Source organism: Flavobacterium sp. FlaQc-49 (genome assembly GCF_044005985.1).
GTDB classification, from domain to species: domain Bacteria; phylum Bacteroidota; class Bacteroidia; order Flavobacteriales; family Flavobacteriaceae; genus Flavobacterium; species Flavobacterium cupriresistens.
Window position 1 is genome coordinate 39,111 of the sequence record NZ_JBIPCS010000008.1, and the last position, 19,436, is coordinate 58,546.

13 protein-coding genes are annotated in these 19,436 nt (G+C 36.2%); 7 read left to right on the plus strand and 6 right to left on the minus strand.

Annotation, left to right across the window (positions count from 1 at the left end):
* Position 1: 1 nt before the first annotated feature.
* From ACHRV3_RS16545 to ACHRV3_RS16555, 3 genes are all read left to right on the plus strand, one after another.
* Positions 2 to 2,308: a penicillin-binding protein 1A gene (locus tag ACHRV3_RS16545; RefSeq protein WP_047776933.1), complete on the plus strand. Its 2,307-nt coding sequence runs from the start codon at positions 2 to 4 to the stop codon at positions 2,306 to 2,308.
* A gap of 166 nt (positions 2,309 to 2,474) precedes the next feature.
* Positions 2,475 to 3,173, plus strand: a complete 699-nt coding sequence (locus ACHRV3_RS16550) for a CoA transferase subunit A (RefSeq protein ID WP_047776935.1) — start codon at positions 2,475 to 2,477, stop codon at positions 3,171 to 3,173.
* Positions 3,174 to 3,312: 139 nt separating this feature from the next.
* Positions 3,313 to 3,966 carry a CoA transferase subunit B gene (locus tag ACHRV3_RS16555; RefSeq protein ID WP_047776937.1) on the plus strand — a complete coding sequence of 218 codons (654 nt, stop codon included), beginning with the start codon at positions 3,313 to 3,315 and terminating at the stop codon, positions 3,964 to 3,966.
* Positions 3,967 to 4,129: 163 nt separating this feature from the next.
* Here the strand turns inward: ACHRV3_RS16555 and ACHRV3_RS16560 are convergent, their stop codons facing one another.
* Together ACHRV3_RS16560 and ACHRV3_RS16565 are read right to left on the minus strand one after the other, a co-directional pair.
* Entirely contained in the window at positions 4,130 to 4,657 is a 528-nt protein-coding gene (locus tag ACHRV3_RS16560) for a DUF6646 family protein (protein ID WP_395435484.1), read from the minus strand.
* A 49-nt stretch (positions 4,658 to 4,706) separates the two neighbouring features.
* The gene (locus ACHRV3_RS16565) at positions 4,707 to 5,441 is read right to left on the minus strand and encodes a metallophosphoesterase family protein (protein WP_395435483.1); all 735 of its coding nucleotides are present in this window, start codon (positions 5,439 to 5,441) and stop codon (positions 4,707 to 4,709) included.
* A gap of 576 nt (positions 5,442 to 6,017) precedes the next feature.
* Here ACHRV3_RS16565 and ACHRV3_RS16570 point away from each other — a divergent pair.
* The 4 genes from ACHRV3_RS16570 (at position 6,018) to ACHRV3_RS16585 (ending at position 14,529) form a co-directional block, all read left to right on the plus strand.
* Positions 6,018 to 8,783, plus strand: coding sequence for a M4 family metallopeptidase (locus ACHRV3_RS16570; RefSeq protein ID WP_395435482.1), 2,766 nt, complete (start codon positions 6,018 to 6,020; stop codon positions 8,781 to 8,783).
* Between the two features lie 1,211 nt (positions 8,784 to 9,994).
* Entirely contained in the window at positions 9,995 to 12,763 is a 2,769-nt protein-coding gene (locus tag ACHRV3_RS16575; protein WP_395435481.1) for a M4 family metallopeptidase, read from the plus strand.
* A gap of 86 nt (positions 12,764 to 12,849) precedes the next feature.
* Entirely contained in the window at positions 12,850 to 13,932 is a 1,083-nt protein-coding gene (gene dinB, locus ACHRV3_RS16580; protein WP_230003937.1) for a DNA polymerase IV, read from the plus strand.
* Positions 13,933 to 14,028: 96 nt separating this feature from the next.
* Entirely contained in the window at positions 14,029 to 14,529 is a 501-nt protein-coding gene (locus tag ACHRV3_RS16585; protein ID WP_395435480.1) for a PAS domain-containing protein, read from the plus strand.
* A gap of 148 nt (positions 14,530 to 14,677) precedes the next feature.
* On the opposite strand, the gene ACHRV3_RS16590 is transcribed toward ACHRV3_RS16585, so the two are convergent.
* From ACHRV3_RS16590 to tnpA, 4 genes are all read right to left on the minus strand, one after another.
* Positions 14,678 to 15,400, minus strand: coding sequence for a hypothetical protein (locus tag ACHRV3_RS16590; protein WP_395435479.1), 723 nt, complete (start codon positions 15,398 to 15,400; stop codon positions 14,678 to 14,680).
* 251 nt (positions 15,401 to 15,651) lie between these two features.
* Complete coding sequence (locus tag ACHRV3_RS16595; protein ID WP_047776949.1) at positions 15,652 to 17,256, minus strand: fumarate hydratase; 1,605 nt, start codon at positions 17,254 to 17,256, stop codon at positions 15,652 to 15,654.
* Positions 17,257 to 17,326: 70 nt separating this feature from the next.
* Positions 17,327 to 18,061 (minus strand): hypothetical protein, encoded by a 735-nt coding sequence (locus ACHRV3_RS16600; protein WP_395435478.1) that lies wholly within the window; start codon positions 18,059 to 18,061, stop codon positions 17,327 to 17,329.
* A 4-nt stretch (positions 18,062 to 18,065) separates the two neighbouring features.
* Positions 18,066 to 18,527 carry an IS200/IS605 family transposase gene (gene tnpA / locus ACHRV3_RS16605; RefSeq protein ID WP_395435477.1) on the minus strand — a complete coding sequence of 154 codons (462 nt, stop codon included), beginning with the start codon at positions 18,525 to 18,527 and terminating at the stop codon, positions 18,066 to 18,068.
* Positions 18,528 to 19,436 lie beyond the last annotated feature (909 nt).

Consider the following 19,436-nt stretch of genomic DNA (forward strand, 5'->3'; position numbering starts at 1 on the left):
TATGGCTACTAAAAAAAACAATGCAACCAACAACACTAAAGATATTAATTACTACAAAAAGAAATTCTGGAGAATTTTTGCTTATAGTTTATTAGGTGTTCTGGCCTTTTTCCTATTTGCTTCATGGGGATTATTTGGGTCAATGCCTTCTTTTGAAGATTTAGAAAACCCGGATTCTAATTTGGCAACAGAAATCATTTCGTCTGACGGAGTGGTGATTGGAAAGTATTTTAAAACCAACAGATCACAACTTAAATATTCTGATTTGCCAAAAAGTTTGGTAGAAGCTTTGGTGGCTACCGAAGATGCCCGTTTTTACGATCACTCCGGAATTGATGGACGTGGGACATTAAGAGCCGTTTTTACTTTAGGGACAAACGGTGGAGCGAGTACATTAACACAACAATTAGCTAAACAATTGTTTCATGGTGAAGGGTCTAAGTTTTTGCCTTTCAGGATTGTACAAAAAATAAAAGAATGGATTATTGCCATTCGCTTGGAAAGACAATATACCAAAAATGAAATTTTGGCGATGTATTGTAACGTTTACGACTTCGGAAATTACTCTGTTGGAGTGAGTTCTGCAGCACAAACCTACTTTTCTAAAGATCCCAAAGATTTAACGATGGACGAATCGGCTATCTTAGTTGGAATGTTCAAAAATTCAGGGCTTTACAATCCGGTTAGAAATCCGGAAGGGGTAAAAAACCGTCGTAATGTGGTGCTTTCTCAAATGGAAAAAGCAAAGATGATTTCTTCCGCTGAAAAAGTAAGATTACAAGCTTTGCCAATTGCATTGAAATTTAAACTGGAGAGCCACCGTGAAGGAACGGCTACTTATTTTAGAGAATATCTTCGTGATTATATGAAGAAATGGGTTGCTGAGAATAAAAAACCGGACGGATCGGATTACGATATCTACAAAGATGGTTTAAAAATCTACACTACTATCGATTCCAGAATGCAGCAATATGCAGAAGAAGCAGTTTCGGCTCATATGAAAAATCTTCAGGAGCAGTTTTTTATTGAGATGAAAAACAATAAAAACGCGCCTTTTTTAAATATTACGCAGGCTGAAACCGATCGAATTATGATGCAGGCCATGAAGAACTCAACTCGTTGGGCGATCATGAAAGACCTGGATAAAAGTGAGGAGGATATTATCAGCTCATTCAAAGTTAAAACAAAAATGCGCATATTTACCTGGAAAGGAGAGCGCGATACGATCATGACTCCAATGGATTCTATCCGTTATTACAAGCATTTTTTACAAGCAGGTGTAATGGCGATGGAGCCTCAAACCGGAAATATTAAAGCGTGGGTAGGTGGAATTAATTATAAATATTTTCAATACGATCACGTAGGGCAGGGAGCCAGACAAGTTGGGTCTACTTTTAAACCTTTTGTTTATGCTACTGCTATCGAACAATTAAATATGTCTCCTTGTGATTCTATACTGGATGGACCCTTTATGATTCACAAAGGGCGTCACCACGTAACGGCAGATTGGGAACCAAGAAATTCCGACAACAGATACCGTGGAATGGTTACCTTAAAACAAGGTTTGGCGAATTCTATCAATACGGTTTCTGCGAAATTAATTGACAGAACCGGACCTGAGGCAGTTGTAGAATTAACGAAAAAATTAGGTGTAAAAACAGAGATTCCTGTACAACCTTCCATCGCATTGGGAGCGGTAGATATTACAGTTGAAGATATGGTTGCTGCTTACAGTACCTTTGCCAATCAGGGAGTTTATGTAAAACCACAGTTTTTAAGTCGTATTGAAAATAAAAGCGGAGAGGTTATTTACGAACCAATTCCGGAATCACACGACGTTTTAAATAAAGATATTGCTTTTGCGGTAATCAAATTACTGCAAGGAGTTACAGAAACCGGTTCAGGGGCGCGTTTGCGTACAGAAGGCGGTGGAAGTGGTGATAATCGTTGGACAGGTTATCCTTATATGTTCAGAAACCCGATTGCGGGTAAAACAGGAACAACACAAAACCAGTCTGATGGTTGGTTTATGGGAATGGTTCCGAATTTAGTAACGGGAGTTTGGGTTGGTTGTGAAGACCGTTCAGCACGTTTCAAAAGTTTGACTTACGGACAAGGCGCAACAGCAGCATTACCGGTTTGGGGTTATTTCATGAAACTTTGTTATGCCGATCCGACGCTTCAGGTTTCTAAATCTGATTTTGAACGTCCGGCTAATCTTTCTATAAAAGTAGATTGTTATAGCAGGCCTGCTGTAGTAAAAGATACAACACAAACAGATCAAAACACGGACGAATTCGAATTGTAATCCGGTTTTTTCTTATAATAAAATAATCCTTTTGTGCTTTCCAAACCGGAAAGAGTACAAAAGGATTTTTTTTGTTCTATGGTTTTATTTTTTTACGAAATCGATATAATATGATAAGAATATAGTATTTTTATCAAAATTATTTGTCAATAAAAGACTAATTATTATGATTACAAAAAAAGTAAATAATGTTCAGGAAGCAATAAAAGGAATTGAAAGCAGCATGACGATTATGTTTGGTGGTTTCGGTCTTTGCGGTATCCCTGAAAATACAATCGCCGCTTTGGTTGCGACCACAATTTCTGATTTAACTTGTATTTCAAACAATGCAGGAGTTGATGATTTTGGACTTGGATTGCTTTTACAAAAAAAGCAAATCAAAAAAATGATCTCTTCTTATGTTGGTGAAAATGCAGAGTTCGAACGTCAGATGCTTTCCGGGGAATTAGACGTAGAGCTTATTCCACAAGGAACTCTTGCAGAACGTTCCCGTGCAGCACAAGCCGGAATTCCTGCTTTTTTTACACCTGCAGGTTATGGAACTGAAGTAGCAGAAGGAAAAGAAGTTCGCGAATTCAATGGTAAAATGCATATTATGGAAGAAGCTTTCAAAGCAGATTTCGCCATTGTAAAAGCATGGAAAGGCGACGAAGCCGGAAACCTGATCTTCAAAGGAACAGCCAGAAATTTTAATGCATGCATGGCCGGTGCCGGAAAAATTACCATTGCTGAAGTAGAGGAATTGGTTCCGGTAGGGACATTAGACCCTAATCAGATTCATATTCCGGGAATTATGGTGCAACGTATTTTTCAAGGAGAGAAATTTGAGAAACGTATAGAGCAACGTACTGTTAGACAGAGATAATTAGATAATTAGAAGATGTGATAATTTGTCCATCAGATAATTGAGAAATGTAATCGTTGTTTAGACAGCAGAAGTAAATCATTATCCAATTATCTAATTGACCAATTATCTAATTACTAAATTGATACATTTAAGACATATGTTAACAAAAGAAGATATAGCAAAACGAATTGCTAAAGAAGTAAAAGACAGGTATTTTGTCAATCTGGGTATCGGTATTCCGACTTTGGTTGCCAATTACGTCAGAGAAGATATTGCGGTAGAGTTTCAAAGTGAAAACGGAGTTCTGGGTATGGGACCTTTTCCTTTTGCAGGAGAAGAAGATGCCGATATCATTAATGCGGGAAAACAAACCATTACAACACTTCCGGGAGCGAGTTTCTTTGATTCCGCTTTTAGTTTTGGAATGATTCGCAGTCAGAAAGTAGATTTAACTATTTTGGGTGCGATGGAAGTTTCTGAAAATGGAGATATTGCCAATTGGAAGATTCCGGGCAAGATGGTAAAAGGGATGGGAGGCGCTATGGATTTAGTAGCTTCTGCCGAAAACATCATCGTTGCCATGATGCATGTGAATAAAGCCGGCGAATCTAAAATCTTAAAAAAATGTACTTTGCCATTAACAGGTGTAGGATGCGTTAAAAAGGTTGTTACAGAGCTTGCGGTTCTAGAAGTGACTCCAAAAGGTTTTAAGCTCTTAGAACGAGCGCCAGGCGTTTCTGTGGAACATATCATTGCGTCAACCGAAGCTGATTTGATTATTGAGGGAGATATTCCTGAAATGGCGATTTAAAGGCTAAGTTCGCAAGGTGCAGAGGTACAGAGAAAATCTTAGAAAATAGTTTATACTAAAAAACCGTCCATTTGGACGGTTTTTTTAGTTGTAACAATCTTAGAATCTTAGAGCTTTAGCAGCTTAGTACCTCAGCACCTTTGTTCCAAGAACCTTAACAAAACTATAGATTAAAAGAAGCTCCTAAACTAAATGTAGTCTGATTGTTTAAGTTGTAAAAAGGATCATTGTTATTACCGTATTTCGCTATAGGGAATCCAACTTCTGTAAATACTCCAAATCCGTCTGTGAAGAAATAACGTCCTCCTACATGACCTCCGAAATTATGTAAACCTAAACTTAGTCCAGGATAAACGTCTAATTCTTTAATACCGATCACGCTTGATAAGTTAGCGTTGATTCTTGCTTTAGCATCAAAACGATCACCGAAATCCGCTTTTGAGTCATTGTATAACGTTGCATCATTGTGGTAAAAGCCCGAAAAATTGTCTACTCCTAATAAATAATTAGCAACAAAACCAAACGAGAAATTCTCTCCTAATCCAAAATCTACAGAACCCTGAATACCAGAACCACCATTTTGTAAATTAGCACCAACATTAACTTTTACATCACCTTTTCCTTTAAATGCTTCTTGTGCCTGTGTGATTCCAACTGTTACCAGAAACAAAAGTGTAATTACCTTTTTCATAAATTTATATATTAATTATTTTAAAGCGCAAAAATAGCCATTTACAGATTTAATTCCTACCCTTTTCGTTAGAATACAGTTCGTTTAACGGATCACTTTGCCAGAATTCCTTGGTATCAACATCCATTATAGTCAGCGAACCTTTGAAGGCGGCACCTGTATCAAGGTTCCATACGCAAGCTCTTTGTACGGGAACGGTTTCTCCAATTCGCGTCACCGGTGTATGACCGATGTATACTTCTTTGTAAACGGTTAATCGTTTTGGATAGTATAAATCGTCGGGTTTCAAATTCGGATCTAAAGAAAGTGCGGTTTCCCAAAGGGTTCGGTCCCAATAGAATAATTTGGAGAAAAATTCATAAGTTACACCACTTAGATTGGTATATCCGGCGTGTATGAACAAGCGGTTTTCAGTATCCAGATAAAAATCCTGCAGCGATGCCAAAAAAGCGATATGTTCCTCTTTTCGTTCTTCAGAAAGAACAGCATATCCTTCAACAGTGGCTTTTCCGCCATGTTTATACCACATTTCCTCATCAAATTCCTCATGTCTGTTTTCTAGCCAGTCTAAAGCCAACTGATCATGATTGCCTCTGATGCAAATGCATTTTTGTTTCTTTTTAAGGTCAATTAAAAAATCGATTACCTGAGTTGAATGACTCCATCCATCGACATAATCGCCTAAAAATATAAGAGTATCATTTTGAGTAACCTTAGCCTTACGCAACACCTGTTCAAGTGCAAGTAAACCTCCATGTATGTCACCAATAACAAATGTTCGCATTTTATTTTCTTTCGTGTAGAAGAACAAAAATAAAGAAGATAAATTGATAATCATCAGTGGGGAGAAGAATTTTCTAAAAAACATATTTTAAAAATAGTGGAGAGAAAACGTTCTGCTGTTTGTTTGCCAAAAAGGATGAAATCAGCAGTGGGTTTGCGTTGTAATGGATTGACAAATTGATATTGATCTTCTCAAAAAGCAAGATCATTAATAAACGCCAATCCAATTAATTTAAAGGTTTATTCTAAGATTTATTTTGAAAAATTGAAAGACGGAGTCAAATTCTTTTTTTTTAAATCATAAAATCAGCTCAAAACACTTTGTTTTAATATTCTTACATTTTTAAAAATGAAAAACACATGTCACTTTTTATAAATTGTTAGTTGTCAATTAAGTAATTAATTATTTTGTAAGGTATTATTTACATTGTGTTTCTTTCCTTTTTTTAGAGATTTAAAGGTGTGATTTGTTTAAAAGTATAAATATTAATTATTTTACGTACGAAAATAGTTATTTTTATAAAGCAAATCCTACAAAATGATTTGTGAATTTTTAACCAATTAAAAAATATTGCTTATGAAACGTATTTTATCCAAAATTGTTACAATGACAGTTGTTGCATTTTCATTATCCGGAGTAGCTCAGGAGAAAGATAAAAGAATCAGTCAGAAAAGTTTATCTGAGAACGGAGTACCAAGTTTAATTACTTTCAGTAAAATGTCGACTTATAAAAGTGCTGACGCTGAAAAAGTATTTAAAGAGCAACTGGCTTTAAGGGACAACCAATCCTTTGCAAAAGTTAAAAGCGAATCGGATCGTGAAGGTTTTACGCATGATAAATTTCAGTTGTATGAACAGGGAATTAAAGTAGAATTTGCAAATTATTCTTTACACTCAAAAAATGGAAGGCTGGAATCCATGAATGGTGAATTTTACAAGATTGTAAATGCAAGAATTAAACCGACACTTTCTGCGCAAGAAGCTTTTAACAGAGCGGTTGCACATACCGGAGCAAAGACATATTTGTGGGATTCTCCGAAGGATGCTGCCGCAATGAATTATGAGAAGCCAAAAGGAGAGTTGGTTTTCTTGCCGGATATGGAAAACCAAGGAAAAGAAAGAACTTCAGATAAAGTTCGTTTGGCGTACAAATTTGACATCTATGCAACAAACCCGTTAAGTCGTGGTGATTTGTATATTGACGCCGCAACAGGACAGGCTTTGTTTTATAACGTAACAATAAAACATCTTGGTGAGTATAGTCATGGAAAATCTAAAGCTGCTGTTAAAGATTATAGTTCAAATTCGAAAACAACAATGGTTTCCGGTAATGCAGCAACACGTTATAACGCAGCACAAACCATTGAAACAACCTTAAGCGAGTTTTCTTATATTTTGCTTGACGGAACACGAGGAAACGGAATTCAGACGTACAACTCTTCAAGAACGGCAGCGTACCCAGAAACTGATTTTACAGATGCAGATAATAATTGGACAGCGGCTGAGTATGCTAATGCAAACAAAGACGATGGTGCATTGGATGCACATTGGGGAGCCGAAAAGACGTATGATTACTGGTCCGCCGTACACGGAAGAAATAGTTATGATAATGCAGGAGCAAAAATTAAAAGTTATGTGCATTATGACTTAATTGCAGCGGGTTATGCGGACAATAATAATGCATACTGGAACGGAACTGTTATGACTTATGGGGACGGTTCCGGGGCGGGAGGATTCGATATTCTGACTTCATTGGATGTTGCGGGGCATGAAATTGGTCATGCAGTTTGTGAGCATACGGCTAATTTGGCCTACCAGAAAGAATCAGGTGCGATGAACGAAGGTTTCTCTGATATCTGGGGAGCTTGTATTGAGTATCATACAACTCCAGTAAAATCGACTTGGTTGATTGGAGAAGATATAGAAAAAAGAGACGGTCATTTGGCTTTACGTTCTATGAGTGATCCAAAGTCTGAAAGACAACCGGATACTTACAAAGGAACTAATTGGGTATCGGTAAATTGTTTCAGCCCGCAAAGGAGTAATGATTACTGCGGTGTACATACCAATTCAGGAGTATTAAATCACTGGTTTTATATCCTTTCTATTGGTAAATCGGGGACAAATGATATTGGAAGTGCTTACGATGTTGGCGGAATAACAATAGAGAAGGCTGAAAGAATCGCATACCGTTTAGAAAGTGTTTATTTAACAGCGAATGCTACTTTTGCAAATGCAAGAACTTTCGGAATTCAATCGGCTATTGATTTGTACGGAGCAAATTCTGCAGAGGTTATTGCAACAACAAATGCATTTTATGCAGTTGGGGTTGGAGAAGCTTATGTAGAACCGGCAGATATAGTGCCTCCTGCAGCACCAACTTCTTTGATAGCTTCAGGAACAACAGCAACAACAACAAATTTAACTTGGACCGCTTCTGCAGATAATGTTGCTGTTACAGGATATGATGTTTATGAGGGCAGTACGCTAAAAGGAACTGCCACTACAACAAACTATACCGTAACCAGACTTACGGCTAAGACTGCTTATCACTTTTCTGTAAAAGCCAGAGATGCGGCAGGAAATGTTTCTGTGGCTAGTAATGCGGTAGATGTTTTCACATCCGCAATTCCAATAGTGTACTGTGATTCTAAAGCGTTCAGTGCAGCAAGCGAAAGAATTGGTAGAGTAGTATTTGGAACAATTGATAATCCTTCTACAGGAACAGCCGGTTATGAAGACTTAACTACGATTTCTACCAACTTAACTCAGGGATCAGCTAATACGATTACAATCACACCATTTTGGGCTTACAGGGCTAGTAATGAAGGTTATGCTGTGTTTATTGATTACAATCAGGATGGTGATTTCTCTGATGCAGGAGAAACGGTATGGACAAAAGCTACTTCTAAAACAACTCCGGTTACAGGATCAATTACAATTCCGGCAACGGCTACTTTGGGAAAAACACGATTGAGAGTTGCTATGAAAAGTTTTGGGACTCCAACAGCCTGTGAATCTTTTTTTAGCGGACAAGTGGAAGATTATTCCATAAACATTACAGCTGCAGGATCTGTTGCTATTAATGAATTGGTTGGAGAAGTAAATGCACCAGGTTCCGAATTTGATTTATATCCGAATCCTACTGATAAGGAACTAAATGTTTCTTCAATAGCGAAAAGCGGAGTTACTTTTAAAATTACAAATGCTTTAGGGCAACAGATTGGCTCAGGTCAATTGTCTAATAATCCTATTGATGTAAGTAAATTAAATGCCGGGATTTATACTATCGAATTCAACAGCGGTCAAAAAAGAGTTACTAAAAAATTCATCAAGAAATAAGTTCTGTTTTTAAGGAGATTAAAAGCCATCTCACAATGAATTGCCCTCAAGAAGTTAAACGCTATTTTGGGGGCATTTTTATGAAAAAAAACCGATTGAATCTATTTAATTATTTGTAAAACCTTTGGAATTCATGAAGATTGGAAGCGTTATGTTAGATTGCCTTCTGCTTTATATCAATACCATTAAGATAAGCATTGTCAAAAAAAGTCTCACGCAGATTTTAGCAGATTGAAATAAAAAAAATCCGCAGAATCTGCTGAATCTGCTTGAAAGAACATCATTAAGTTAAGCAATATTAAAGAAAATCTCACGCAGGTTTTAGCGGAACGAAAGAAAAAAATCCGCTGAATCTACAGAATCTGCGTGAAAGAATGTCATTGAGTTAAGCATTATCAAAGAAAATCTCACGCAGATTTTAGCAGATTGAAATAGAAAAAATTCGTTGAATCTGCAAAATCTGCGTGAAAGAATATCATTTAAGTTAGGCATTGTCAAAAAAAGTCTCACGCATATTTTAGCAGATTGAAATAAAAAAAATCCGCAGAATCTGCTGAATCTGCGTGAAAGAACATCATTAAGTTAAGCATTATCAAAGAAAATCTCACGCAGGTTTTAGCGGAACGAAAGAAAAAAATCCGCGGCATCTGCAAAATCTGCGTGAAAGAATATCTTAACTTAAATGATATTGAGCTAAAGCAGGAGGCTATTCATAATAATACTTGTACAAATCTTTTAATTTTTAGAGATTGGAGGACAAGCAACTTCAATTAAGTATTATAAACCTCCTCCCAAAATAACAAGATCAACCGGTCTAAGTCAGATTAGTTTCAGTACAAAGTTTTAGGATTTATTTTACAAAATAAGAAGTCGGGGTCAAATCCCGGCTTTTTCATTTCAAAAAATCATTCAAAAAAGGTTTCTTTTGGCATTCTTACATTGAAACAGCTAAAAAAGCATGCTATTTTTTATAAATTGTTAGTTTTCAATTGAATATGTCATTATTCTGTAAGGTGTTGTTAATACTGGGATTCTTTGTTAATTTTAGGTGTTTTTACTTAGGAAAATGTTGCATTTTATCGATAAAAGGTAAAATTTGGCGTTTAATTAACAAAATTTATATATTTTTATCAAATAAATAAAGTATTTACTTACATGTTTTATTTATGAATATTTAACCAAATTTAACTAACCAAAATTAAAATTTGCTTATGAAAAGTATTTTACCCAAAATTGTGGCAACAACCGTTGTTGCGTTTTCATTTTCATTCTCTGCAGTAGCTCAGGAGACAGACAAAAGAATCAGTCAGAAAAGTTTATCTGAAAACGGAGAGCCTAGCTTAATTACTTTCAACGAGAAATCAACCTATAAAGGTTCTGATTATGAGAAAGTGTTTAAAGAGCAATTGGCATTAAAAGACAACCAGTCTTTTGCAAAAGTTAAAAGCGAATCGGATCGCGAAGGTTTCACACATGAAAAATTTCAGTTGTACGAACAAGGAATTAAAGTAGAATTTGCGAATTATACTTTACACTCTAAAAATGGGAAACTGGAGTCTATGAATGGTGAGTTTTACAAAATTGTAAATGCGAAAATTAAACCATCACTTTCTGCACAAGAGGCTTTTAACAGAGCGGTTGCGCATACCGGAGCAAAAAAGTATTTATGGGATTCTCCACAAGATGCTGCTGCAATGGATTATAAGAAACCAAAAGGAGAATTGGTTTTCTTGCCGGATATGGAAAATCAGGGTGTAGAAAGAATTACAGACAAAGTTCGTTTGGCCTATAAATTCGACATCTATGCTACAAACCCGCTAAGTCGTGGTGATTTGTATATCGATGCTGTAACAGGACAGGCTTTGTTTTATAATGCTACCATAAAACACCTTGGCGAGAATAGCCACGGAAAATCAAAAGCTGCTGTTAAAGACAATAGTTCAAAATCAAAAATGGCGATTGTTTCTGCTAATGCAGCAACACGTTATAGCGGAACACAGACTATTGAGACAACCTTAAGCGGATCTTCTTACATCTTGCTTGACGGAACACGCGGAGGTGGAATTCAGACGTACAACTCTTCAAGAACGGCAACGTATCCTACAACCAATTTTACTGATGCGGACAATAATTGGACAGCTGCCGAATACAATAATACAAACAAAGACAATGGAGCATTGGATGCACATTGGGGAGCAGAAATGACTTATGATTACTGGTCTACTGTTCACGGAAGAAATAGTTTTGATAATGCCGGAGCAAAAATTAAAAGTTATGTGCATTATAACTTAATTGCAGCGGGTTATCCGGACAATAATAATGCATTCTGGAACGGAAGTGTTATGACCTATGGTGATGGTTCCGGAACAGGAGGATTTGATATTTTGACTGCCATGGATGTTGCAGGTCACGAAATTGGTCATGCCGTTTGTACTTACACAGCTAATTTGGCTTACCAAAAAGAATCTGGAGCGATGAACGAAGGGTTTTCTGATATCTGGGGAGCTTGTATCGAGTATCGTGCAGCACCAACAAAAGGAACTTGGTTGGTTGGAGAAGATATCGAAAGAAGATCAGGGCATGCGGCTTTACGTTCTATGAGTGATCCAAATTCAGAAGGACAACCGGACACTTATGGAGGAACCTATTGGAAAAACGTAAATTGTACGCCAACAAACAGTAATGATTATTGTGGTGTTCATACCAATTCAGGAGTATTAAACCACTGGTTTTATATATTGTCCGTAGGTAAATCAGGAACAAATGATATCGGAAGTGTTTATAACGTTACCGGAATAACAATTGATAAGGCGGCAAAAATTGCGTACCGTTTAGAAAGTGTTTATTTAACATCCAATTCTACTTTTGCAAATGCAAGAACTTCCGGAATTCAATCGGCTATTGATTTATACGGAGCAGGTTCTGCAGAGGTTATTGCAACAACAAATGCGTTTTATGCAGTTGGGGTTGGAGCAGCATATGTAGGATCTGGTGATACAACGCCTCCTTCAGCACCAGCTTCTTTGGCAGCTTCAGGAACAACAGGAACTACAACAAATTTAACCTGGACAGCTTCTACAGATAATGTTGCCGTAACAGGATACGATGTTTATCAAGGCACTACGCTAAAAGGAACAGCTACGACAACAAATTATACCGTAACCGGACTTACAGCGCTAACAGCTTATACCTTTTCTGTAAAAGCTAAAGATGCTGCAGGAAATGTTTCTGCGGCCAGTAATACGGTAAATGTTACTACATTGGCTGCTGGTGTAACGTATTGTGCTTCTAAAGGAAACAGTACTGCAGACGAAAAAATTGGTAAAGTAGTATTTGGAACCATTAATAATACTTCTACAGGAACAGCAGGTTATGAAAACTTTACTGCGATTTCTTCTAACGCAGCTCAGGGAACTGCTTATACAATCACAATCACACCATCATGGACTGCTACGGTTTATACCGAAGGTTATGCAGTGTTTATTGATTACAATCAGGATGGTGATTTCTCTGATGCAGGAGAAACGGTATGGACAAAAGCGACTTCTAAAACTACTCCGGTTACAGGAACAATTACAATTCCTGCAACGGCAACTTTAGGAACAACAAGACTGAGAGTTTCTATGAAATACAACGGAATTCCAACTTCTTGTGAGGCTTTTTCTTATGGACAAGTAGAAGATTATTCGGTAAACATTACAGCTTCAGGGCCTGTTGCTATTACTGAATTGGTTGCAGATGCAAGTGCCGTAAGTTCTGAATTTGCTATCTATCCAAATCCTGCTGATAAGGAACTAAATGTTTCTTCTTTAGGGAAAACCGGATCTACTTTTAAAATTATAAATACTTTAGGACAACAAGTTGGCTCAGGTCAATTATCCGATAATCCGATTGATGTAAGTAAATTAAATGCCGGCATCTATGTTATCGAATTGAACAGCGGTCAAAAAAGAGTTACTAAAAAATTCATCAAGAAATAATTTCTGTTTTTTAAGGTGATTAAAAGCTTCGCAATTGCGAAGCTTTTTTTGTGTTTGAAAGCGATAAAACTGCTTAAATTTGTAGCATGTCTGAAACGCCAGTATATCGAAAAATTATCCATATTGATATGGATGCTTTTTATGCATCGGTAGAGCAAATGGATAACCCTGCTTTGCGCGGGAAACCCGTTGCTGTTGGCGGATCAGAGAATAGAGGAGTAGTCTCGGCGGCAAGTTATGAAGCCCGAAAGTTTGGTGTTCGAAGTGCCATAAGTGGTGTTCTGGCCAAAAAATATTGTCCCGATATTATTTTTGTCCGACCCCGTTTTGACCGTTACAAAGAGATTTCGAATAAAATTCATGAGATTTTTCATGAATATACCGATTTGGTTGAACCGCTTTCGCTTGATGAAGCCTATCTTGATGTAACCCAAAATAAAAAAGGAAATCCAAGTGCCGGTTTACTGGCTCAGGAAATCAGATTAAGAATTTTTAATGAAGTGGGTATTACAGCTTCTGCAGGAATTTCAGTCAATAAGTTCGTGGCTAAAATTGCCAGCGATTATAATAAACCAAACGGACAGAAAACCGTAAATCCCGATGAGATCCTCGCTTTTTTGGAAGTATTACCGATTCGTAAGTTTTATGGAGTTGGAAAAGTAACTACAGAAAAAATGTACCAATTGGGTATTTTTACCGGAATGGAGCTCAAGAGTAAATCATTGGAGTTTTTGGAAAAACATTTCGGAAAATCCGGTGCCTTCTATTACAAAGTCGTTCGTGGTATTCATAATAGTGAAGTAAAACCGCATCGTGTGACAAAATCGGTAGCTGCTGAACACACTTTTGATGTGAATTTATCTTCGGAAATTTTTATGTTGGAACAGCTTGACCGAATTGCTACTTCCTTAGAAAGACGCTTAAAAAAATACAATATTTCGGGTAAAACGGTGACGCTCAAAATCAAATACAGTGATTTTACCCAACAGACAAGAAGTAAAACACTACCCTATTTTATTGCCGATAAAAGCCTGATTTTGGAAACGGTCGAAGAGTTATTGTATCAGGAAAAGATGAAGGATTCCGTTAGACTACTCGGAATTTCTTTGAATAATCTCAATACAGAAGAGAAGAAAGCAGTTGTAGTTCAATTGAAATTCGCATTTTGATTGTTTAAAGTAATATTAAATAACCAGCATGTTTGTTTTGTGATGAATTTTCTCGTTATCTTTATAAAGAAATAGTTTGTTCTTAAATTATTTACAATGAAAAAAGCCAAGTTAGAAGAAATTTCCAATCATACTTCAGTCCCTATTTTAGCATGGGATTTTCACTACGAGTATTTAAATGAGCTGAAGGTCGCTTTTGCTGATTTGAAGAAAGTAAAGGAGATCTCCGTTCAATTTGGGTGGAATGAAGAAAAGCTGAACATAACGGAGCGTATAAAGGAAGAAGTAGTTCTGATAACCGATCCGGATCTAAAAATCATCTTTGCATCAAGCGGAATAAAAAGAATGACAGGATACACAGAAAGTGAGGTTCTCGGCAATACGCCAAAGATGTTTCAGGGGGCAGCAACTTCTAAAACAGATTTGAAAGAAATAAAAAAAGCAATCGAATTGCAAATCCCGTTTGAGAAAACCATCAAAAACTATAAAAAAGATGGCAGAACCTATAAATGTAAAATATCAGCCTCTCCCGTTTTCAACCTAAAAGGAAAACTATCACATTTTATCGCTTTTGAGAAAGAAGATTTGAATGTATAGTTGATTAATACTGAAAAGAAAAACCGCCATCTAAAGCGGTTTTATAATTTATTATCTTCCGATTTTCTGCCAACTTTAGTGAACCGTTAAGAGATGTAGGTTTTATATTTTAACCGATATACTTGAGCAATGCGTGCTTTTTTCGAAACTAGAAAGCAGTAATTTTCATAATTGTTACTGCAATAATAGATGCGATAACTAAAAGCACATAATAACTACTCCTTTTTGTTTTATTATCAATATTCTTATTTTTTCTAATTTGGAAGAATGATCTAATTAAAAGAATGGTTACAATTAGTCCGCAAGTTCCAACAAGAATTTTATCAAATGAGACATAAACAACAGCCATGCAAATTAGCGTAAATACTGTTATCAGAGTTGTGTATTTTTCCTCAAACGTGGGTTGACTAAGCTCCTCAATTGGTTTAATTTTACTAAAGAGCATTTCTAAATTCTCACAGTCTTCAATTTGCGAAGGAATTAGAATATTTCCTATACTCGTTTTTCCGCTGATGGTATAACTTCCGTTTTTATTCTTAATTATAGATTTAATGTCATCAAATTGAATATTGATTGTTGGTGTGTTATGTTGCTCTCTAGTCACTGTGCTTTCCAGAAAGACTAGTTTGTAACTTTCGAATAGTAATTTCTGTCTTTTTAAACCTATGAAAAGACCATAACCTAGGGAAAAAAGAAAAATAGGAATTATAAACGGTAGGGCAGCAAATAAATCTTCTTTTGCTTCCACATTAAAAAAAACCATCGCGATTCCAAAAGTAATAGATAACAAGAGAATAGGTATAGATTTGATTAATAGTTGTTTTTTTATTTCTTGAAATCCGGTTGCTCTGATTTTAAATGTTTTATTCATATTTATTAAAAAATTATTGGCTTCACAGGTTAAATTCTTACTTATACACAATTAGTATATTCTGTTAAACAAATCTAACAAAATTGGTCTCAAATCATTTTACAAGCTCTAATGTTTTTGTGAAGTGTTAAAAAAAACAAAAGGCACAGTTTTAAGCTGTACCTTTTAATGTATTTGTAATATAAAAACCCTTGCGAACCTTGCGCAAAAACCTAGCGTTCCTTGCGGTTAAGTGGTTAAGCAGTTAGGTATTATAGATTTTCAAAGAAATCATTTCCCTTATCATCTGTAATAATAAAAGCAGGGAAATCTTTAACTGTAATTTTACGAACCGCTTCCATTCCTAATTCTTCAAAATCCACAACTTCTACTTTAAGAATATTATCCTGTGCCAAAATTGCTGCAGGACCACCGATAGAACCTAAATAGAATCCACCATATTTGTTACAAGCTGTTGTAACTTGTTTAGATCGGTTTCCTTTTGCCAGCATAATCATGCTTCCGCCATGTTTTTGAAATTCATCTACATAAACATCCATACGACCCGCTGTTGTTGGTCCAAAACTTCCTGAAGCCATTCCTTCCGGAGTTTTTGCAGGACCGGCATAATAAACCGGATGGTTTTTGAAATATTCCGGCATTGGTTTTCCGGCTTCCAATAACTCCATAATTTTAGCATGTGCGATGTCACGGGCAACAATTACAGTTCCGTTCAGTTTTAAACGGGTTTTAATTGGGTACTGAGTCAGTTTTGCTAAAATATCGGCCATTGGCATGTCCAGATCAATTTCAACCGGAGCTTCTAAATGTGGAGCTGTTTCTGGTAAAAATTGCTTTGGATTTACTTCTAATTGCTCAACGTAGATTCCGTCTTTAGTAATTTTTCCTTTGATATTTCTGTCAGCAGAACAAGAAACCCCTAATCCAACCGGACAAGAAGCGGCGTGACGTGGCAAACGAATTACGCGAACATCGTGTGTGAAATATTTACCCCCAAACTGAGCACCAATTGCACTTTCCTGGCAAATTTTCTGTACACGTTCTTCCCATTCTAAATCACGGAAAGCCTGACCGGCCATGTTTCCGGAAGTCGGTAAGTGATCGTAGTACCCTGCAGATGCCTTTTTAACGGCACCTAAGTTCGCTTCTGCCGAAGTTCCACCAATTACCAAAGCTAAATGGTACGGAGGACAAGCCGAAGTTCCTAAATCCTTTATTTTTTCACGGATGAATTCATCCATTGCTTTATCATTTAAAAGCGATTTTGTTTTTTGGTACAAAAAGGTTTTGTTGGCAGATCCGCCTCCTTTTGCCATAAACAAAAACTCGTAAGAAGCGCCTTTTTTAGAATAGATATCAATTTGTGCCGGAAGGTTTGATCCTGAGTTCTTTTCTTCAAACATCGAAATCGGAACAATCTGCGAATAACGCAAGTTGCGTTTTTGGTAAGTGTTGAAAATTCCTCTACTCAACCATTCTGCATCATCCACTCCGGTGAAAATATTTTCTCCTTTTTTGGCCATTACAATCGCTGTTCCTGTATCTTGGCAACTAGGTAACTGACCTTCGGCTGCAACAGAAGCATTTTGTAATAAGTTATAAGCCACAAAACGATCATTGTCTGTAGCCTCGGGATCGTCTAAGATGTTGCGAAGTTTTTGTAAGTGCGTCGTCCTTAGCATAAACGAAACATCTGTTAAGGCTTCTTCAGCTAATAATTCTAATCCTTTTGGATCAACAGTCAGGATTTCACGTTCCCCAAATTGTTCCACTTTTACAAAATCGGAAGTGATTTTGCGGTATTGCGTCTCATCCTTCAAAATAGGATAAGGGTCTTGGTATATAAAATCAATCATTGCTTTGTTTTTTTACAAAGTTAGAAATTATTTACCTTAGAAAGATTTTGAATAAGGGCTCTGAAAGAGTTTATTGTTGTTTGTGGAATTCGTCAAAAGACCTCTTTTTTTCAAAGTAAGGTTTGTCTTCAACAGAAAGCATTTTTTTGGTCCAGAGCTTATTTTTTAACTGAAAAACGATTGAATCATAATGTTTTTCATAGCCCATTTCCTCGTTTTCATCATCCGGTTCAAATGCAACTCTTTTGCAATAAAAGAAATCGGGGTTTGATTTCCCACTCGGATTTGTGAATTCAACCGAACTTCCCCAACCGCTATCAGACATTGTTATCCATTCGTGTAGAAGTTCTAAGTTATTGTTGTTTAGCTGGTAAAGATAGTTGTCATGGGCATATCCACAGGCTGGATATCCATAGCTAATTTGTATAAAAGAACTGTTTTTGGCATCAGAAGCAGACAATCCATAAGAAGCACTCCATTCAGATCCTTCCGTAGTCCCTTTAATCGTTAATTTTGAAGAGGCAGTTTTGATTTTGTTTCGATAAAAATCAAGTTGATAGTTTCCTGTTACAACACTGTCCTTGTCTATTTTTTGGTTTAAAAGGTGTGCCAGAATATAACTGTTTTTTGTTGTTCCCGCAGTTTCATAAAATGAAATTGTATCTGTTTTTAGGAAGTTTTCTTTTGCAATTGTGACTTCTTCAGTTTTGTTTTCCTGATTAGCAACAGATGGGATATCTGCTATGTTTTTTTCTTTTTGACAGCTTATAAAAAAAGCTAATATAAATAAGTATTGAATTTTCATGGTCTTACTTTAGTCCTTCAAAGATATATTTTTCGTCGTATTGAATTTTAAATTTATTCAAATATGCTAAGTATTCTTTGTTGAAAGTTTGTTTTTTATGATGTTCTTTTTGATTTTGGACATATTTGTAAACAGAATCAATTTGCGATTGACTATAGGAAAATGCGCCATATCCTCTTTGCCATTCAAATCTTGACTTTGTCAGTTTATGATCATTGATATATTTTGAAGATTTTGCTTTTACAACTTTCATCAGTTCAGAAATAGAAGTAGTTGGGTTTAATCCAAAGAAGCAGTGAATGTGATCTTCAACACCATTAATTATAATTGTTTTACATCCGGATTCATTTATAAGATTCCCAATTACACTGAATAGTTTTGGTCTCCATTCTTCTTCCATTACAGCTCTTCTGTATTTTACGGCAAAGACGACCTGAATATAAATTTGATGATAAGTATTTGCCATTTGAAGCGATATTATATGAGCCGTTCCTACGGAACTTTATGATAGGTTACGTTTAACAAGGGATTAAAATCCCTTGTTACAAAATAAATCATTCCTACGGAATTTATGGATATTTAAAAGTTAATTTTGTAAATTTTAACGTGTTAAATTTTTTGTTATGTCGAAATCCAGATAGAATAAATAGAGACCATTCTGCTCTCTTTGTATGTAGATTGATGTTATAACGAGGAAAAAAAACGCACAGTAAATTAAAGAGCCATCGGCTCGTCTTGTTTTGTAGATCGATATTTTAATACGGTTTCAAGAGAATGAATAACCAATTCAAGAGCCATTTGGCTCGGCCCATATTGTTTATCCGTATTTCGATTTGGTTAAAAAAGCGTATCACAGATCAAGAGCCATCGGCTCGACTTGTCTTGTAGATAGATGTTTTAATGGGGTTTCAAGAGAATGAATAACCAATTCAAGAGCCATTCGGCTCGCCCAAAATGTTTATCCACATTTTAATTTGGTTAAAAATGGGTATCACAAATCAAGAGCCATCGGCTCGACTTGTCTTGTAGATTAATGTTTTAATGCGATTAAAAAAAAACATAACCAATTCAAGAGCCATTCGGCTCGGCCCATATTGTTTATCCGTATTTTAATTTGGTTAAAAATGGGTATCACAAATCAAGAGCCATCGGCTCGACTTGTTTTGTAGATTAATGTTTTAATGCGATTAAAAAAAAACATAACCAATTCAAGAGCCATTCGGCTCGGCCCATATTGTTTATCCGTATTTCGATTTGGTTAAAAAAGCGTATCACAAATCAAGAGCCATCGGCTCGACTTGTTTTGTAGATCAATGTTTTAATGCGATTTAAAAAATAAACATAACCAATTCAAGAGCCATTCGGCTCGTCACAT